Here is a 15984-nt window from a genome sequence, read left to right on the forward strand (position 1 = left end):
CAACGCAGTTTGCACGCATTCGCTCCGTCGTCTCCACGCTCCTCAAACAAAACCTTTCCGTCCTCAAATCCCTCTCACTCGCCATTCACGGGCAGTTTCAGTTCTAACTCACCTAAGTAGTAACCAATTATGCAGGTAAATTCAAAGCGCAAGCTGGAAATCCATCTGATGAAGGAAAATACCTGCTCATTTGCATCAATTCTGAACAAAAGGGTCGCCTTCGGCAGAAAAAGATGTATATTTGCAGGCATTGCGGCGAAACAACGACGAGAGCGACAATGCGCAGGCCCATCGGAACGGCTGACGGGTGGCTCCGTGCTAGACGTTCCACCCGACTTCAGTTTCGGCTTTATTTCTTAATGGGAACGTAAATCTCTCATCCGTTCAAACCTTGCTTGGAACCTCCGCAGCTCGCTGCCGCCGCGCAATCAGCCGATGCAAGGGCCGGCATAGCCGCATTTGTTGCATTATCGCGCCAGGTAAGCATCCCGCCACTCCAACATCGCGACACCCCAGCATCCGGTCACCCCAACGCCCGCCACCCGAGCATCCCGCCATCACAACGCCCGCCACCCGAGCATCCGGTCACCCCAACGCCCGCCACCCGAGCATCCCGCCATCACAACGCCCGCCACCCGAGCATCCGGTCACCCCAACGCCCGCCACCCCAGCGTCCCGCCATCACAACGCCCGCCACCCGAGCATCCGGTCACCCCAACGCCCGCCACCCCAGCGTCCCGCCACCTAACGCCTGCCAACCCAGCATCCTCTCCATCGCAGCATGCGCTCGCCGTCATTCGTCATTGCCGCGCACCAAAAAGACCGCACATCGCTGTGCGGTCCTCATGCTCATGCTTGTTGCTCTTTACGCTTGCGCTTGCGTTTACAGCTTGACCCATTCGCCGCCGCGTTCGGCGGATTGCTGCTCGGCCTCGACGATCTCGAGCGTGGCGAGCGTGCTCTCCGGCGTGCAGACGGAGACGGCTTCGTCGCTCAGGATAGCGTTCGTGAAGCTGAGGAGCTCCCCGTAATAGCCGTCGTGCGCAGCCAGCTCCGGTTGGAAGCCCGCCGCGTCCTTCGGATTGACGGTCAGGCCGTCCTTGCCGAGGATGATGTTGGCGCCGTCGAAGTTGACGCGGAAGCCCATCTCGAATCCGAAGTCGCCTTCGAGCGTCCAGTCGACCTGGGCATTGACGACCTTGCCGTCCGCGAAGCCGTAGTGCGTGGAAGCGACGTCGAAGCCGCTGCCCGGAATGACGTTGCGTCCGATCGTGGATACGCGCTCGGGCTTGCCGAACAGCCAGTTCACGATATCCGTGTCGTGAATGTGCATATCGAGCAGCGCGCCGCCGCTGAGGTCGCCGTTCAGGAACCAACCGGCCGGCGCGTGAGAACCTCTATAGAAGTAGCCGCCCTTGACAGCCCCGTAGCGGCCGTCTTCCACGCTCGCCTTCAGGTACTCGTACGCCGGCCAGAAGCGGAGGCACTGTCCGATCTGCAGCTTGCGTCCGGTCCGCTCGGCCGTCTCGACCATGCGCCGCGCTTCGTCCGAACGGCGAGCCATCGGCTTTTCGCAAAATACGTGGTAGCCCTTCTCGAGCAGCTCGCACGTCAGGTCCGCGTGCAGCGTAGTCGGCAGGGTGATATCGATCATGTCCAGCTCTTCGTTTGCCAGCATCTTGTCGACGGAATCGTACAGCGCGTAGCCCGACAGGTCGTAAGTCTCCTGTGCGGTCGCCATATTGCCGCCTGCTTTGGCGTTTTTCAGCGTTTCGATCGCGACGTCGCAGATGGCGACGACTTTGACTTGTTTGCCTTCGCCGGCCAGTCGCACATAGTTGTCGAAGTGCATTCTTCCCATGAAGCCGAAGCCGATAAGTCCGATTTTAAGCATGCGATTAGCCCTTCCTTCCCAAAATGGCGTCCATAGCGCCGGAAGTATTGTAGATGATTTGCTTGGTGTGGTGGGTGTACTGCGGGATCATCTCCGCCGTGACGTATCCGTCATAGCCGATTTCTTGCAGCGCCGCGACGACCGCCGGGTAGTCGACGTCGCCGGCCAGCAGGTCGACGAAGCCGTGCAAGCCGCCCGCTTGTCTGCGGTAATCCTTAAAGTGAACTTTTTTGATGCGGTGGCCGAGGATGCGGATCCAGTGCTCGGGATAGCCGCTGTAGACCGTATTGCCGACGTCGAAGTAGGAGCCGACATACTTGGAGCCTGTCGCGTCGATGAACCCGCGCATTTCGAGCGGGGAGAGGAGGAACTTGTTCCAGACGTTCTCGATGCCGATGGATACGCCGGCGGCTTCGGCTTCGGGGGCAAGCTTCGTGATCGCTTCGAGCGCGCGGCCGTAGGCGACGTCATAAGGGACGACTTCGCTGCCAGGGATGAAATCCACGCCAACGGCGCCGGGAATGACCAGAATCGCGTCCGCGCCGAGTTTGGCCGCGGTTTCGATCTGCTTTTTGCAGACGTCGATCGCCTTGAGGCGGTTCGCTTCGGTCTCGCTCGTCATCGCGTAGGACCAGTACAAGCCGGTCGCCAGGCCGGCCAGCTCAAGTCCAGTGTCGGCCAGCTGCAGCTTGATGTCCGCCAGCTCGCTGTCGGTTGCTTCCAGCCCGAGCTCGCCGGTCTCGTTCAGCGACAATTCGATGCCGTCGAAGCCTGCGTCCTTGGCAGTCGCGATCGCGTCTTTAATCGAGACGCCGTCGCCGAACGACCAGATATTAATGCCTTTTTTCATCGGGGAAGTCCTCCTTGGGAAGCGTTTTATTTGTCTTCATTATAAGGAAGGCGCAGCCGCGTTCATTTAGAGAAGAAAGCTAAAACTTGCACGATTCCGTTCTAAATGCACCGCTTATGTTAAAATGGGGGAACGAAGGGAGTGGCTTTGGATGGATTTTGCGCGCTTCCCGCTGCAACGGCCGCTGCCGGCGAAGGACTGGTCGCCGACCGTCCATTATGCGCAATACCAGAAGCTCCCGCCCGGCACGCTGCCCGAGCGGTATATTTACGATTTTGAGTTGATCTGCGTGTGCAAGGGAAAGCTGGCGACCGATATGCGCGGCGCGCGCTACACGATCGGAGAGGGCGAGGCTGTCGTGCTCCCGTCCGGCGTGCCGCACCGCAATGCCATCGTCTCCGCGAACGGCGCGACGCTGCTCGGCATCCACTTCGATTTTGACGGACGTCTTCGGATATTGACGGAGAGCGACATGGTATCGTTCGACCTTGACGCGGAGCCGGACTTGGATAAATTCGCGGAGGAACCGATCGCGCCGGATCTCGATGCGCTATCTTCGCGTGCCGTATACGCTTGCGGGCCCGAATGCTTTCAGCTCATGGATCGTCTTGTGGGCGAATTTACGATGCGTCGAACCGGCTACGAGCTCGTTTGCAAGTCTCTGATGCTGGGCATACTCGCGATGCTGCTTAGGTCAGGGGACGAAGGCGCCGACGGCAGCGATTCCGTGCATCGCGAGCGTATACGCAAAATGGTCGAAGCGATGGAAAAGGAGCCAGGCGGGTCCTGGAGCGCCGAGCGCGTCGCGCGGGAGCTCAAGGTCAGCGAGGATTATGCGTCCAAGCTGTTCAAGCAGATCGCCGGCTTGCCCCCGGGGCGCATGATCCAGTCGATTCGTCTGCGCGAAGCCCGCAGGCTTCTTAGGGAGACGGACTGGTCGGTCGAGACCGTCGGAGCGAAGATCGGATACCCTGACCTTCACTATTTCAGCCGCGTCTTTACGGCCGGCGAAGGCATCTCTCCGCGGGAATACCGCAAGCTCTCGAGAGTGCTGTAATTGAGACAATGCGCAACGAGACGAAGCGCGGGGCTATTTACAGGTCGGTTTGCGCAAGTTAATATAGACAGGTCGACTTGTCGACAAGTTTGAAGTGTTAGAACCGCCGTTTGTGAACGCAGAAGGAAGGTTGGAAGCAATGCGACAATATCCTGCCGCTTGGCTCAAAGGACAATCTCGCGGAGAAGCGATCGCCGGCGAGCTGCGGCTGCGAATCGTGGACGGCAGCTTGAAGCAGGGCGACGTTATTTCGGAAAATAAAATCGCGGCGGAGTTCGGCACGAGCCGCTCGCCCGTCAGGGAAGCGCTGAAAGCGTTATCCAACGAAGGCTTGCTCCGACTTGAGCGGATGGGGGCGGTCGTTCAGGGGCTGTCTGCCCAAGATATCGCCGAGCTGTACGACGTCCGTTACCTCATTGAGAGCTTTGCGCAGCAGCGTCTCGCGACTTCCTGCCCGCCCGAATTGATCGCGACGCTGCGTCACCGCATCGACAGCATGCGCGTCGCCGCCAAGTATGCGGATATCGCCGAGTTCGCGTGGCTTGATTTCCAGTTTCACGACGGACTGATCTCGGCTTCCGGGCACGCTCGGATCGCGCGCTTGTGGGACAGCATCCGCTATATCGTTCTCGCCGTGATGCTGTTGACGACAGAGAAGGTTTTCGGGGGCGGTTCTGAACGGCTCGAACGTGTCGTGGCCAAGCATGAGGCCATTGCGGACGCGCTCGAATCCGGTGACGAGGCGCGCATTGCGGACGTCGTCCGGTCCTATTTCGCCGACTCGCGCCAGACGCTTCGCAATACTTGGTCCTAAGCATGCTAATGGCTTCAAAAGCTTCCGGGCAAACGTTTGACTGTCCGGGTTGTTGAAGCTTTTCTTTCGATTAAACTTGTCGACTAGTATACGTGTGTGCTGGGTATACCATTTTTAGAAGAAGGATCCGCAAAAACGATCAGAGTAACGGAGGTTTGGATTTTGGACCAGCTATTCGGTATGGGACATAACGCGACGCTGCTCGTCTGGGCGCTGCTCGCTATCTTGTTTTTGGTCGTTATGATCGCCAAGTTCAAATGGAACCCGTTCGTCACGCTGCTGCTCTCGGCGCTGCTGCTCGGTTTTCTGGCAGGCATGGACGGCCAGGCGCTGATCAAGTCGGTGACCGGCGGACTTGGAGGCACGCTAGGCACCATCGCTATCGTCATCGGCTTGGGCACGATGCTGGGCAAGATGATGGCCGAGTCGGGCGGGGCCGAACGCATCGCGACGACGATGATCGACCGGTTCGGCGAAAAGCGGGTCCATTGGGCGATGATGGTCGTCGGTTTTATCGTGGGCATTCCCGTATTCTTCGAGGTCGGCGTCATTTTGCTCATTCCGATCGTGTTTATCGTCGCGCGCAAGGTCAAAATGCCGCTCCTGCAAATCGGGATCCCCGTGCTGGCCGGCTTATCGACGGTGCACGGACTCGTGCCGCCGCATCCGGCGCCGATGATCGCGATCGACGCTTTCCAAGCTGACCTGGGCAAGACCATCCTATACTCCCTCATCGTCGGGCTGCCCACGGCAATCCTAGCCGGACCGCTGTTCGGAAAATGGATCGGCAAGCGAATCGCCGTCTCGCCGCCGGAAAACCTCGCCAAGCAGTTCAGCTCGCGGGAGACGGGAGACCTGCCTGGATTCGGCATTACATTGTTTACCATTCTGCTGCCTGTTATTCTAATGCTGGCGGGCTCGATCGCGAGCATCGCCGACCCGCATGCGTTCAACCCCGTGACGCGATTTTGCGCGTTTATCGGGAACGAGGTCGTCGCCCTGCTGATCGCGGTCGTATTTTCGCTTTTCTCTCTCGGCTTTGCCAGAGGCTTTTCTAAAACCGATATTTCCCGGTTCACGCATGAATGTCTGGCGCCTACGGCTTCCATCATCCTGATCATCGGCGGCGGCGGCGCCTTCAAGCAGGTGCTGATCAACAGCGGCGTTGGCGACGCGATCGCGGCCATCGCCACGCAGGCGAACGTGAACGTCCTGCTGTTCGCCTGGCTGGTCGCGGCGCTGATCCGCGTGGCCACCGGCTCGGCGACCGTCGCCATGACGACGGCTGCCGGCATCGTCGCCCCGGTGCTGGCGCTAAGTCCTGGCTCTAGCGTCGAGCTGGCCGTGCTCGCTACGGGAGCGGGCTCGCTCGTGTTGTCCCACGTCAACGACGCCGGATTTTGGATGGTCAAGGAATTTTTCAACATGTCGGTCCCGCAGACGCTGAAGTCCTGGACGGTGATGGAAACGCTGCTGTCCGTCGTAGCGCTTGCGCTTATTATGGTGGTCAGCGTCTTTGTTTAGAACGGCCAGCCTGAATTCATGCGCCGTATTTCATTAATGAAGGGGAAGAAGGTTGAGCCATGCATGCCTCCATGTACATGATCGGCGTCGATATCGGTACCACCAGCACGAAGTCCGTCCTGTTCGAGGAGAACGGCAAGGTCGTGACGCAGGCGACGGTGGAGTATCCGCTGTATACGCCTACGCCTGTCGTTGCCGAACAGGATCCGGACGAGATTTTCCGGGCCGTGCTTCAGACGCTCGGGAGCGTGATGGACAAGAGCGCCATCGATCCGAAGCGCGTGCTGTTCGTGTCCTTCAGCTCTGCGATGCACAGCCTGATTGCCGTTGACGAGGAGGGCCGGCCTCTCACCCGGAGCATTACGTGGGGCGACAACCGCAGCGCCGCATGGGCGGAGCGTCTGCGGGAGGACGGAACGGGCCATGCGATCTACCTGCGGACGGGCACGCCGATTCATCCGATGTCTCCGCTAACCAAACTGATGTGGCTGCGCGAATCGCATAGCGAGCTTTTCCGGACCGCGCGCCGGTTCATTTCGATCAAGGAATACGTATTCGCCAAGCTGTTCGGCGAGTACGTCGTCGACCATTCGATCGCGTCCGCGACCGGATTGATGAATTTGGAGCGGCTGGATTGGGACGAAGAAGCGCTCGCGACGGCGGGCGTGACCGCCGATCGGCTGTCGCTGCTCGTGCCGACGACGCATCAGCTTGCCGGCTTGAACGATTCGTACGTCCGCGAGACCGGTCTTGCGGCGGACACGCCGTTTATCGTCGGCGCCAGCGACGGCGTGCTGTCCAATCTTGGCGTCGGCGCGATCGAGCCCGGCGTCGTGGCCGCGACGATCGGCACGAGCGGCGCGATCCGGACCGTGACCGACCGTCCGACGGTAGATCCGAAGGGACGCACGTTCTGCTACGCGCTCACCGAGCGTCATTGGGTGATCGGCGGGCCGGTCAACAACGGCGGCGTCCTGCTGCGCTGGGCGAGAGAGGAGTTCGGATCGTCGGTATCCGAGACCGCCAAGCGGCTTAAGATGGATCCGAACGACCTGATTATGGACATCGCGGCCAAGGTTCCGCCGGGCAGCGAAGGTCTCCTTTTCCATCCGTATATGACCGGCGAGCGCTCCCCGTTGTGGGACGCCAACGCGAGAGGCTCGTTTTTCGGCCTTACGCTGCATCACGGCAAGGCGCATATGCTGCGCGCCGTGCTCGAAGGCGTAATCTTTAACTTATATACCGTATTGCTCGCCGTGGAAGAACGCATCGGCCGTCCCCGCCGCATCCATGCGACGGGCGGCTTCGCGCGGTCCGCGCTGTGGCGCCAGATGATGGCGGACATTTTCGACCAGGAGCTGATCGTGCCGGAGAGCTTCGAGAGCTCCTGCCTCGGCGCGGCCGTGCTCGGGTTGTACGCGACCGGACGGATCGGCTCGCTGAACGTCGCGGCCGGCATGGTCGGCGCCACGCACCGGCATGTGCCGGATCCGGCGCATGCTTCCGTCTATCACAAGCTGCTGCCGATCTTTATCGGCGTCTCGCGAAGCCTGAAGGACGAATACCGGGCCATCGCAGCTTTCCAGCGCGAGCTCGCCGGAGATTGACAGGCCATCGCCGGCTGCGCATAATGGAAGAAAAGACGGCCGGCGGCCGCACGGGGAAGCACCTCGCCAATGCTCAACACATGCGTGTTGCTTGGCCGGGGTGCTTTTTATTTAGCTGGAGAGAGGAGACGGACGTCAATGACGGACGAAGGCGCGAAGAAGACGCCCCTTTATGTGCGCGAGGAAAATTTCAATTACGATAAATATGCAGAACTGGCTGACGATGTTTATCGCTATGAGGTTCTTGACGGCGTGCTCGAGCTGATGTCTCCGGGGCCGAACGCTTCGCATCAGTCCGTCTCGATCGAAGCGGCTTATCTGCTGAAGCAAAGCTGCAATACGGAATATCTTGTTCTGACTGCCCCGCTCGATGTCATACTCAGCCCGGAGAACGTCGTCCAGCCGGATCTGGTGCTCATCCACCGCAGCCGATTGGATATCGTTACCCGTCGGGGCATAGAGGGGGCGCCTGATCTTGCCGTCGAGGTGTTGTCTCCTTCCTCCAGACATCGGGACAGGGTAAAGAAGAGCAGGATTTATGCTAAGCATGGCGTTCCGGAGTATTGGATCGTCGATATCGGCACGCGAACGCTCGAGCGATATATTTTGCGAGAAGCCGGCGTTTATGAGATCGTCGATTTATTCGCGGAGGACGAGCTTGTCGTCTCGGACAGGCTGCCCTGCGTTTCCTTCAAAGCAGGCACGCTGTTCGTCGATGTTTTTCCTGCCATTTAAACAGGCGAAAGCCGGGCTTCGTATTGACTTTACCGAGAATCCAGTGTTATAAAAAAGAAGGAAAATAGCACTCTTGGATAGAGAGTGCTAACATTATGCGCAGGATTGAAGGAGAGAGTTGAGCGATGGAAAAGAAACCGTTCCAGGCCGAATCCAAGCGGCTGCTGGAGATGATGATCAACTCCATTTACACGCAGAAGGAGATCTTCCTGCGGGAGCTGATCTCGAACGCGAGCGACGCCATCGACAAGATCTATTACAAGGCGCTTACCGACGATCAGCTCGTGTTCAACAAAGACGACTATTATATTCAGGTCATACCGGACAAGGCCGCTCGCACGCTGATCCTCCGGGACACGGGCATCGGCATGACCCGCGAAGAGCTGGAGACGCATTTGGGCGTCATCGCCAAGAGCGGCTCGCTGGCCTTCAAGCAGGAGAACGAGTCCAAGGAAGGCCACGACATCATCGGCCAGTTCGGCGTCGGCTTCTATTCCGCGTTCATGGTCGCTGACAATGTCACTGTCGTTAGCCGCGCGCTTGGCAGCGACACCGCTTACAAGTGGGAATCCGACGGCGCCGAAGGCTATACGGTCGAGCCTGCGAGCAAGGACGAGGTCGGCACGGAGATTACGCTCAAGATCAAGGACAACACCGAGGACGACAACTACGACGAGTATCTCGAGGAGTATCGTCTTCGTTCCATTATCAAGAAGTATTCCGACTTTATCCGCTATCCGATCAAGATGAACGCAACCAAGAGCCGCCTCAAGGAAGGCACGGAGAGCGAATACGAGTCGTATACCGACGAAGAGCGCGTCAACAGCATGGTGCCGATCTGGCGCAAAAACAAGAGCGAGCTGAAGGACGAGGACTACGAGAATTTTTACAACGAAAAGCACTACGGCTTCGACAAGCCGCTGAAGCATATCCATATCAGCGCGGACGGCGCGATCGTGTACCAGGCGATCCTGTACATTCCCGAGAGCATGCCGTTCGATTATTACTCCAAGGAATACGAAAAGGGCCTCGAGCTGTACGCGAACGGCGTCCTGATCATGAACAAGTGCGGCGACTTGCTCCCCGACTACTTCAGCTTCGTGAAGGGCATGGTCGATTCCGAGAGCCTGTCGCTTAACATCTCGCGCGAGATGCTGCAGCACGACCGCCAGCTCAAGCTGATCGCCAAGAACATCGAGAGCAAGATCAAGGGCGAGCTGACGCGTCTGCAGCGGGACGACCGGGAGAAGTACGAAAAGTTCTACCAAGCGTTCGGCCGCCAGCTGAAGTACGGCGTCTATAGCGACTATGGCATGCATAAGGATACGCTGCAGGACCTGCTGATGTTCTACTCCTCCAAGGAAAAGAAGCTGGTCAGCCTCGAAGATTACGTATCCCGGATGCCGGAAGATCAGAAGTACATTTATTATGCGACCGGCGATTCGAACGAGCGCATCGCGAAGCTGCCGCAGACCGAGCTGGTCGCGGACAAGGGCTACGAGATTCTGTATTTCACCGACGATATCGACGAGTTCGCGATCAAGATGATCTTGAAGTACAAGGACAAGGAGTTCCGCAGCGTGTCGAGCGGGGATCTGGGCATCGAGACCGAGGACGAGGCCAAGGAGGCGCAACAGGAGCAGCAGGAGAACGAAGGGCTGTTCGGCGCGATGATGGAGCTGCTTGGCGACAAGGTCAAGAGCGTCAAGGCTTCCAAGCGTCTTCGTTCGCACCCGGTCTGTTTGTCCACCGAGGGCGAAGTGACGATCGAGATGGAAAAGGTGCTGCGCATGATGCCGAACAATCCGGACGTCAAGGCGGACAAAGTGCTTGAGATCAACACGCACCACGACGTGTTCAAGTCGCTCAAGAGCGCGTTCGAATCCGATAAAGAAAAGCTCGGCCTTTATACGGCGCTGCTGTACAACCAGGCGCTGCTCATCGAAGGGCTGCCGATCGAGGATCCGGTCGAGTTCACCAACGACATTTGCAAGGTCATGGTGTAACGGCAAGGCAACTGCATAGGGATTCGCTCCGCAAAAGCGGGACGACAGCAGATCGTTTGATCTGCCTCGTCCCGCTTTTCTTTTTGCCTCTAATAGCGCGATATAAGTTCAGGCACGTTTTCCTTTTCAGGATCGAGGAATTGAAGGGCGCTCGTTCAGCCCTTAGGCGGGTAAGGGTCGTGGCCGTGACTGTCCTTGGTCTGGATACGGCCGTCCTTGCCGTGAATGACGAGCTCGGAACGCTGCGCCTGCGCCAGCCTGCGCGCCGCTTCGACCGCCTCCTGCTTCGTTTCCGTCACAACCTCCGCCCGGCTCGAGCCTTCGCCGCGCACTGCCCAGCCTTTCTCGTGAGGCACAACATGTTGATTTGGCATGGCCTGTCAACTCCTTTCCTTATATCATTCATTAGCCAACGCCGAGTTTCTCCAAACATCGCGATTGTCTTCAACTTTTTGCGTCGCTGCGTCGTCTATTAAATAGATTGCGCATGAGAAGAGCGTCATTTCCAGTTCCTAGTAGGCTTCGTGCGATTCTGCTATACTGTCTGCAAGAGAAGGAAAGCAGGGATGCCCACGTGACGTTAATTAGGGAAATGAACAGCGGGAACGAGTTCGTCGGCTTCTATCTGCTGCGCGAATTCGAAGTCAAGCAGACGAACGGAACGCCGGCCAAGGACTATTTCGACATCGTGCTTTGCGACGCCTCCGGCCAACTGCCGGCCAAGTACTGGGATGTCTCTCCCGCCGAGAAGAGCCAGTTCGCGCCGATGGGCCTGGTCAAGGTGCAGGGCGTCGTTCAGCTCTACCGGGAGAAGCTGCAGCTCAAGATTAATCGGATTCGTCCGGCGGTCGAACAAGACGGCGTCGCGATCGCCGACTTCATCAAGGCCGCGCCGATCGCCGCCGTCGACCTGGTACGCACGATCCAGCGGACGGCCTCCGAGATCGCGGATGCAGAGCTGCGCGGACTCGTCGACTATTGCTTGGCAAAGGTAGGGGATAAGCTATCTCATTATCCCGCGGCCAAGACCCATCATCACAACTATTATTCGGGCTTGGCCTACCATACCGTCCGCATGCTTGAGATCGGGGAGTTCATTTGCCGCCAGCGTCCGTTTCTGAACGCCGATCTGCTCCGCGCAGGCATTTTGCTGCACGATATCGCCAAGACCGAGGAGCTGACCGCAAGTCTTGGCATCGTCTCGGAATACAGCCTGCAAGGCAGACTGATCGGACATATCGCCCTCGCTTCGACCTGGGTGACCGAGGCGGCGCTCAAGCTTGGCATTTCCGCCGATTCGGCAAAGGTCGTCGCGCTGCAGCATTTAATTCTTTCGCATCATAATCTCGGCGAGTGGGGCAGCCCTGTCCAGCCCCAGACGGCCGAAGCTATCGCGCTGCACTTTATCGATTCGCTCGATGCCAAGCTGCAAATGGCGGAGGATGCGCTGGGCGCAATTCCCGAAGGCGAATCCTGGACGCCGATGATCAGGGGACTGGAGAACAAGGCGCTCTACCGTACGGCTTTTTGACGGGTTCTGATCTTTAAAGCGCAATATGGGGTAAAGGCCTTGAGACATACAAAATCAACTTGAGGAGGCCGCAATTATGGCTATGATTCGCAAAGCATCCCATTCGTTTGTGCTGCGCCGGGCTAAAATCGCCGCGCTAGCCGCAACGTTGGCGGTCGCCGGAGTTGCGGGCGTTGCCGGGACTGCACGGGCCGACGCTGCCGCGTCACAGACGCAACTTCAAGTTTCGGCCCGGCCGTTCGCGATCGACGGCAAGAAGGTATATTTGCCGGCGGCGCTCGTGAATGGAGAATCCTATATCGGTCTGCGTTCGCTGAACGACCAGCTCGGCATCGCCACGTCGTGGGATCCGAAGACAAAGGTAACGACGTTGACCGGACGCGGCCGTACGATGCAACTGACGCCCGCATCGGAATATCGACTCAACGGAGAGCGCCTGTACGCTTCGCCAGCTTATATCCAGGCGGGCTCGACGTTTGTGCCGCTGCGGTTCGTACTCGAGAGCTTCGGATACAGCATCGGCTACGATGCTTCCTCCAAAACGGTATCCATTGCGCCGATCGCCGAGAACGGTCTATCCTGGAAGACGGAGCAGCTGACGCATGCGGCGACCAAGCTGTCGCTAACTGTTTCCTATCCAGTATTCTCCGGCATGGAAAATCAGGAAGCGCAAGCAAAAATAAACGCCAAGCTGAAGGCCGATGCGGAAAAATACGCGGCGTCCGGCCGCCAAACGCTTGAAAAAGCGGCAAAAGACAACGCGGATGCCGAAAAGAGCTACCCGGATACAAACATTCCGCCGGTCGAGTACGAGGGCATTTACACGATCGCTCAGAATTCAGCCGGCCTGCTTAGCTTGTACGTCGATTACTATGTTTATTTGGGCGGAGCGCATGGCGGAACGGAACGCGTACCTTATACGTTCGACCTGAAAACGGGGAATTTGCTTACGCTTAAAGATGTCGCAGGCGGCAGCGCGGATTATGTCCCGATCATTAATCGCGCGATCCAGACTCAGATCAAAGAACGTAAGCTGGACCTGCTGGCGCCATTCAAAACAATTGAAGCCGACAGACCGTTTTTTATGAAAAACGGAGCCGTCGTCGTCTACTTCGAGCAATATGAATATACGCCGTACGCTGCCGGCATGCCGGAATTTGCGGTGCCGCTAAGCGCGTTCAAATAAGCTTCGGCACTTTTTTGCGACATGCTGCATAAGCAGGGTGCGATTGAGCGGAATGGCAGTTTTCTCACGGTATGCGCACGGGCAATGCGAGGGACATTACAAGGGCATTCGCGCTTGGACTTGTCAATCCCATTCCCGAGGAGGAACACATTTTGAAATCGACGCTTCGCAAAGCAGCAGCCTGTACGTGCTTGTCCATGATGTTGGCCGTTCCGGCCTACGCCACTTCGTATTCGACGGCGGTACCGAGCCCTTCGCCGACTCCGACGGCATACGGAATGACCGGTACGAGCGGAACCTACGGTACGACTGGAACCTACGGCACGCATGGCACGACCGGCATGTACGGCACGGGCGATACGGGCGTTTCGGGCATGGGCACCGGCGGTACGATGGGCGGTTACCGTTCTTATTCGACGGGGACGGTCAGTCCTTACTCCGGCACCGGCACGACTTCGAGCAACTATAACGCCCGCAGCTATACCGGCTACAATACGCCGGCTACAGGCGGGACTTACCACACGCGGTCGGTGGATGGCACTTACAGAGCTAAGGCTACCACGGAGACGCGTCGCGGATCGAACTGGGGCTGGCTCGGCTTGCTGGGCTTGCTCGGTCTTGCAGGCATGCGTTCCCGTCACACGAGCGACGACAGACGTTAAACAACGAACCGCCGGGGAGATTATCCCGGCGGTTTTTATCATTAACGTTTTCTCAGGCTATTTTAACAATAGGCGTTAAAGCGGCGATATCTGCGGATTTGCTTTCTTTTTGGGAAAAAGAGGGTGATTCAGATGTGTTAAGATCAATCCCAAGCAAGAATAACTTACGATTGCACGGAGGATCTTAACCTATGAACGTACGCAAGCTGGTCAAACCTGTCGTCGCTACCGTCCTTGCCGCCGGATTGTTATTCGGAGGCGCGTCCGCACTGGGAACTTCCAAGGCATCTGCAGCAACCGAAGAATCGCTTGCATTGCTCTCGTTCGGCAAGGAATACATAGGCACGCCGTATCTGTATGGCGCCACTAGCGGCTTGACTTCCGCATTCGATTGCTCGTCGTTCGTACAATATATTTTCGGAAAAGAAGGCACGACGCTGCCTCGTACGGCTGCAGCCATGGCTTCCAAAGGCACAAAGGTAGCGAAGGCTTCGCTCAGCGTCGGCGATCTCGTTTTCTTCAGCTCCTCGAACAACTGGATCGGGCACGTCGCCATTTACGCCGGAGACGGCAAGATTCTCCATGCCAGCACAAGCCAAGGGGTCACCGTATCCAGCATGAACAGCGCCTACTGGAAGGAAAGGTACGTGACTGCCAAACGCGTTCTATAATAGTATTATCCAACAGCCCCGCATGCCGAGCATGCGGGGCAACTTTTTTATTGCGCTTCGTTTAGACGAGACTCGACGATCGTCTTGATCCGCGCCAGTCCTTCCCACATGTCGCCAGGGCCATCGTAGATCAATACGTACGCGCCGTCGAAGCCGCTTCCGATCGCTCGATCCAGGCACAACTCGAATTCCGCGCGATCGGGCAAGCCCCGATCGTCATATTGAGCCTTTGCATGTACGGACACGCTATGCGGGAGGAGCATATCGAGTTCGTCGTACTTGCGCGCGCCTGAGAAATTGCCGAAGTCCGTAATCCAGCGCACCTCGGGCTGGGTCAATGCGCTCAGTTCGCGGCAACGATCGCCGGTAGCGGTCAACGCTTTGAAATTCTCGGTTACGATGGTGACGTGTTTTCCTTTTGCGTAGACAGCCAATTCACGCAAATTTTTAGCGGACTGCGCCAATGCCGCATCGTCCGATCCGTCGGCTTCGCCGGCGACGATTCGTATTTGCCTGGCCCCACAGAGCGCCGCCGCGTCGATCCACCGTCGCATAAGCGCCAAATCCTCCGATAGCCTTTTCGAATCCTTGGCCGTCAGGTCTCCATAGTCCAACAGCAGCGTATCGAAGCGGATGCCCGAAGAGCGGAACGCCTCCCGAAGCTCGTTCAAGTAAGCCGGATCCGTGCCCGGAAAATGAAAGTGGCAGATTTCGACGGCTGAATAGCCTCTTCTTGCGGCCTCGGCAGGTAATTGCAGCAGCGTGAGCGCTTGAGGCTGGTCTTGTTCGTTCACGATATGACGTTCGCCGTCGGCATCCCAGACTGTCCATCGGAGCGGACCGAGCAGCCGGTGCAAGCTCCAAGTGCTTAACGATAGGTAGGACAAAAGCGTTTCGCCTCGCTTTCTTTCTAATATAAGATGGTTGGTCTGGCTATGATCTCAGCATAGCATCGAACGGAGGGAGAGCTATGGCGATATTTGCTCAATCCTTACGCGTTCCTGGTCTGACAGACGGATGAAAAGTTATTTTGAAAAAGGGGTTGCGCAGTAGAGCGTGGATGTGTTAAATTACTTCTTGTGCCTTTTGCAACGCCCGGTGAACACGGTTCGGAATGGCTGAATACATATTCCAAGTTTCGAATGGTTGAAAAAAAGGTGTTGCAAGTGTCGCGAGATTATGATAAGATCTAATTCCTGCCTCGGAAATGAAGCGGACGAGCTTTAAAAGATTGCTCCTTGAAAACTGAACATCGAGCGTTAAAACAAACGGACGCTGAAGCCTTTCGGGGCCGAAGCAAAAGTTATACCAGCTTTATCATGAGCAAGTCGAACTACCCTTTATGGAGAGTTTGATCCTGGCTCAGGACGAACGCTGGCGGCGTGCCTAATACATGCAAGTCGAGCGGATTTAGTTTGTAGCTTGCTACATACTGAGTTAGCGGCGG

General features: G+C 57.6%; 14 protein-coding genes and 1 rRNA gene. 11 read left to right on the top strand and 4 right to left on the bottom strand.

Going from position 1 to position 15984, the window contains the following annotated elements:
* Nucleotides 1–883 precede the first annotated feature (883 nt).
* A complete protein-coding gene (locus ACFOTD_RS34180; RefSeq protein ID WP_378124473.1) occupies nt 884–1894 on the bottom strand; it encodes a Gfo/Idh/MocA family protein in 1011 nt (336 codons plus the stop codon).
* Nucleotides 1895–1898: 4 nt separating this feature from the next.
* Nucleotides 1899–2744: a sugar phosphate isomerase/epimerase family protein gene (locus tag ACFOTD_RS34185; protein ID WP_378124474.1), complete on the bottom strand. Its 846-nt coding sequence runs from the start codon at nt 2742–2744 to the stop codon at nt 1899–1901.
* Between the two features lie 151 nt (nt 2745–2895).
* Between ACFOTD_RS34185 and ACFOTD_RS34190 the strand changes: the two genes are divergently transcribed.
* The 6 genes from ACFOTD_RS34190 to htpG all read left to right on the top strand — a co-directional run bounded on the left by ACFOTD_RS34190 (nt 2896) and on the right by htpG (nt 10487).
* Nucleotides 2896–3801, top strand: coding sequence for a helix-turn-helix transcriptional regulator (locus ACFOTD_RS34190; protein ID WP_378124475.1), 906 nt, complete (start codon nt 2896–2898; stop codon nt 3799–3801).
* Nucleotides 3802–3940: 139 nt separating this feature from the next.
* Complete coding sequence (locus ACFOTD_RS34195; protein ID WP_378124476.1) at nt 3941–4615, top strand: GntR family transcriptional regulator; 675 nt, start codon at nt 3941–3943, stop codon at nt 4613–4615.
* Nucleotides 4616–4777: 162 nt separating this feature from the next.
* The gene (locus ACFOTD_RS34200; protein ID WP_378124478.1) at nt 4778–6139 is read left to right on the top strand and encodes a GntT/GntP/DsdX family permease; all 1362 of its coding nucleotides are present in this window, start codon (nt 4778–4780) and stop codon (nt 6137–6139) included.
* A gap of 59 nt (nt 6140–6198) precedes the next feature.
* The gene (gene gntK, locus ACFOTD_RS34205) at nt 6199–7746 is read left to right on the top strand and encodes a gluconokinase (RefSeq protein WP_378124479.1); all 1548 of its coding nucleotides are present in this window, start codon (nt 6199–6201) and stop codon (nt 7744–7746) included.
* A 138-nt stretch (nt 7747–7884) separates the two neighbouring features.
* The gene (locus ACFOTD_RS34210) at nt 7885–8481 is read left to right on the top strand and encodes a Uma2 family endonuclease (RefSeq protein ID WP_378124480.1); all 597 of its coding nucleotides are present in this window, start codon (nt 7885–7887) and stop codon (nt 8479–8481) included.
* A gap of 125 nt (nt 8482–8606) precedes the next feature.
* Nucleotides 8607–10487 (top strand): molecular chaperone HtpG, encoded by a 1881-nt coding sequence (htpG, locus tag ACFOTD_RS34215; protein ID WP_378124481.1) that lies wholly within the window; start codon nt 8607–8609, stop codon nt 10485–10487.
* 155 nt (nt 10488–10642) lie between these two features.
* On the opposite strand, the gene ACFOTD_RS34220 is transcribed toward htpG, so the two are convergent.
* Nucleotides 10643–10861 (bottom strand): DUF2188 domain-containing protein, encoded by a 219-nt coding sequence (locus tag ACFOTD_RS34220; protein WP_378124483.1) that lies wholly within the window; start codon nt 10859–10861, stop codon nt 10643–10645.
* A gap of 200 nt (nt 10862–11061) precedes the next feature.
* On the opposite strand from ACFOTD_RS34220, the gene ACFOTD_RS34225 reads away from it, so the two are divergent.
* The 4 genes from ACFOTD_RS34225 (at nt 11062) to ACFOTD_RS34240 (ending at nt 14537) form a co-directional block, all read left to right on the top strand.
* Nucleotides 11062–12018 carry a 3'-5' exoribonuclease YhaM family protein gene (locus ACFOTD_RS34225; protein ID WP_378124484.1) on the top strand — a complete coding sequence of 319 codons (957 nt, stop codon included), beginning with the start codon at nt 11062–11064 and terminating at the stop codon, nt 12016–12018.
* Nucleotides 12019–12094: 76 nt separating this feature from the next.
* Entirely contained in the window at nt 12095–13204 is a 1110-nt protein-coding gene (locus tag ACFOTD_RS34230; protein ID WP_378124485.1) for a PdaC/SigV domain-containing protein, read from the top strand.
* A gap of 152 nt (nt 13205–13356) precedes the next feature.
* Nucleotides 13357–13866, top strand: coding sequence for a WGxxGxxG family protein (locus ACFOTD_RS34235; protein ID WP_378124488.1), 510 nt, complete (start codon nt 13357–13359; stop codon nt 13864–13866).
* 191 nt (nt 13867–14057) lie between these two features.
* Complete coding sequence (locus ACFOTD_RS34240) at nt 14058–14537, top strand: C40 family peptidase (RefSeq protein WP_378124486.1); 480 nt, start codon at nt 14058–14060, stop codon at nt 14535–14537.
* A 47-nt stretch (nt 14538–14584) separates the two neighbouring features.
* Here ACFOTD_RS34240 and ACFOTD_RS34245 read toward each other — a convergent pair whose 3' ends face one another.
* Nucleotides 14585–15424, bottom strand: a complete 840-nt coding sequence (locus ACFOTD_RS34245; protein ID WP_378124487.1) for a sugar phosphate isomerase/epimerase family protein — start codon at nt 15422–15424, stop codon at nt 14585–14587.
* A 452-nt stretch (nt 15425–15876) separates the two neighbouring features.
* Between ACFOTD_RS34245 and ACFOTD_RS34250 the strand changes: the two genes are divergently transcribed.
* Nucleotides 15877–15984: ribosomal RNA gene (locus tag ACFOTD_RS34250) — 16S ribosomal RNA — on the top strand; the annotation flags it as partial.

Source organism: Cohnella sp. GCM10012308 (assembly GCF_042649185.1).
Lineage (GTDB): Bacteria > Bacillota > Bacilli > Paenibacillales > Paenibacillaceae > Cohnella.

Bases quoted from the DNA above. Each gene is read 5' to 3' on its own strand.
- ACFOTD_RS34180 (WP_378124473.1), bottom strand. From the start codon at position 1,894: ATGCTTAAAATCGGACTTATCGGCTTCGGCTTCATGGGAAGAATGCAC.
- ACFOTD_RS34185 (WP_378124474.1), bottom strand. From the start codon at position 2,744: ATGAAAAAAGGCATTAATATCTGGTCGTTCGGCGACGGCGTCTCGATT.
- ACFOTD_RS34190 (WP_378124475.1), top strand. From the start codon at position 2,896: ATGGATTTTGCGCGCTTCCCGCTGCAACGGCCGCTGCCGGCGAAGGAC.
- ACFOTD_RS34195 (WP_378124476.1), top strand. From the start codon at position 3,941: ATGCGACAATATCCTGCCGCTTGGCTCAAAGGACAATCTCGCGGAGAA.
- gntK (WP_378124479.1), top strand. From the start codon at position 6,199: ATGCATGCCTCCATGTACATGATCGGCGTCGATATCGGTACCACCAGC.
- ACFOTD_RS34210 (WP_378124480.1), top strand. From the start codon at position 7,885: ATGACGGACGAAGGCGCGAAGAAGACGCCCCTTTATGTGCGCGAGGAA.
- htpG (WP_378124481.1), top strand. From the start codon at position 8,607: ATGGAAAAGAAACCGTTCCAGGCCGAATCCAAGCGGCTGCTGGAGATG.
- ACFOTD_RS34220 (WP_378124483.1), bottom strand. From the start codon at position 10,861: ATGCCAAATCAACATGTTGTGCCTCACGAGAAAGGCTGGGCAGTGCGC.
- ACFOTD_RS34230 (WP_378124485.1), top strand. From the start codon at position 12,095: ATGGCTATGATTCGCAAAGCATCCCATTCGTTTGTGCTGCGCCGGGCT.
- ACFOTD_RS34240 (WP_378124486.1), top strand. From the start codon at position 14,058: ATGAACGTACGCAAGCTGGTCAAACCTGTCGTCGCTACCGTCCTTGCC.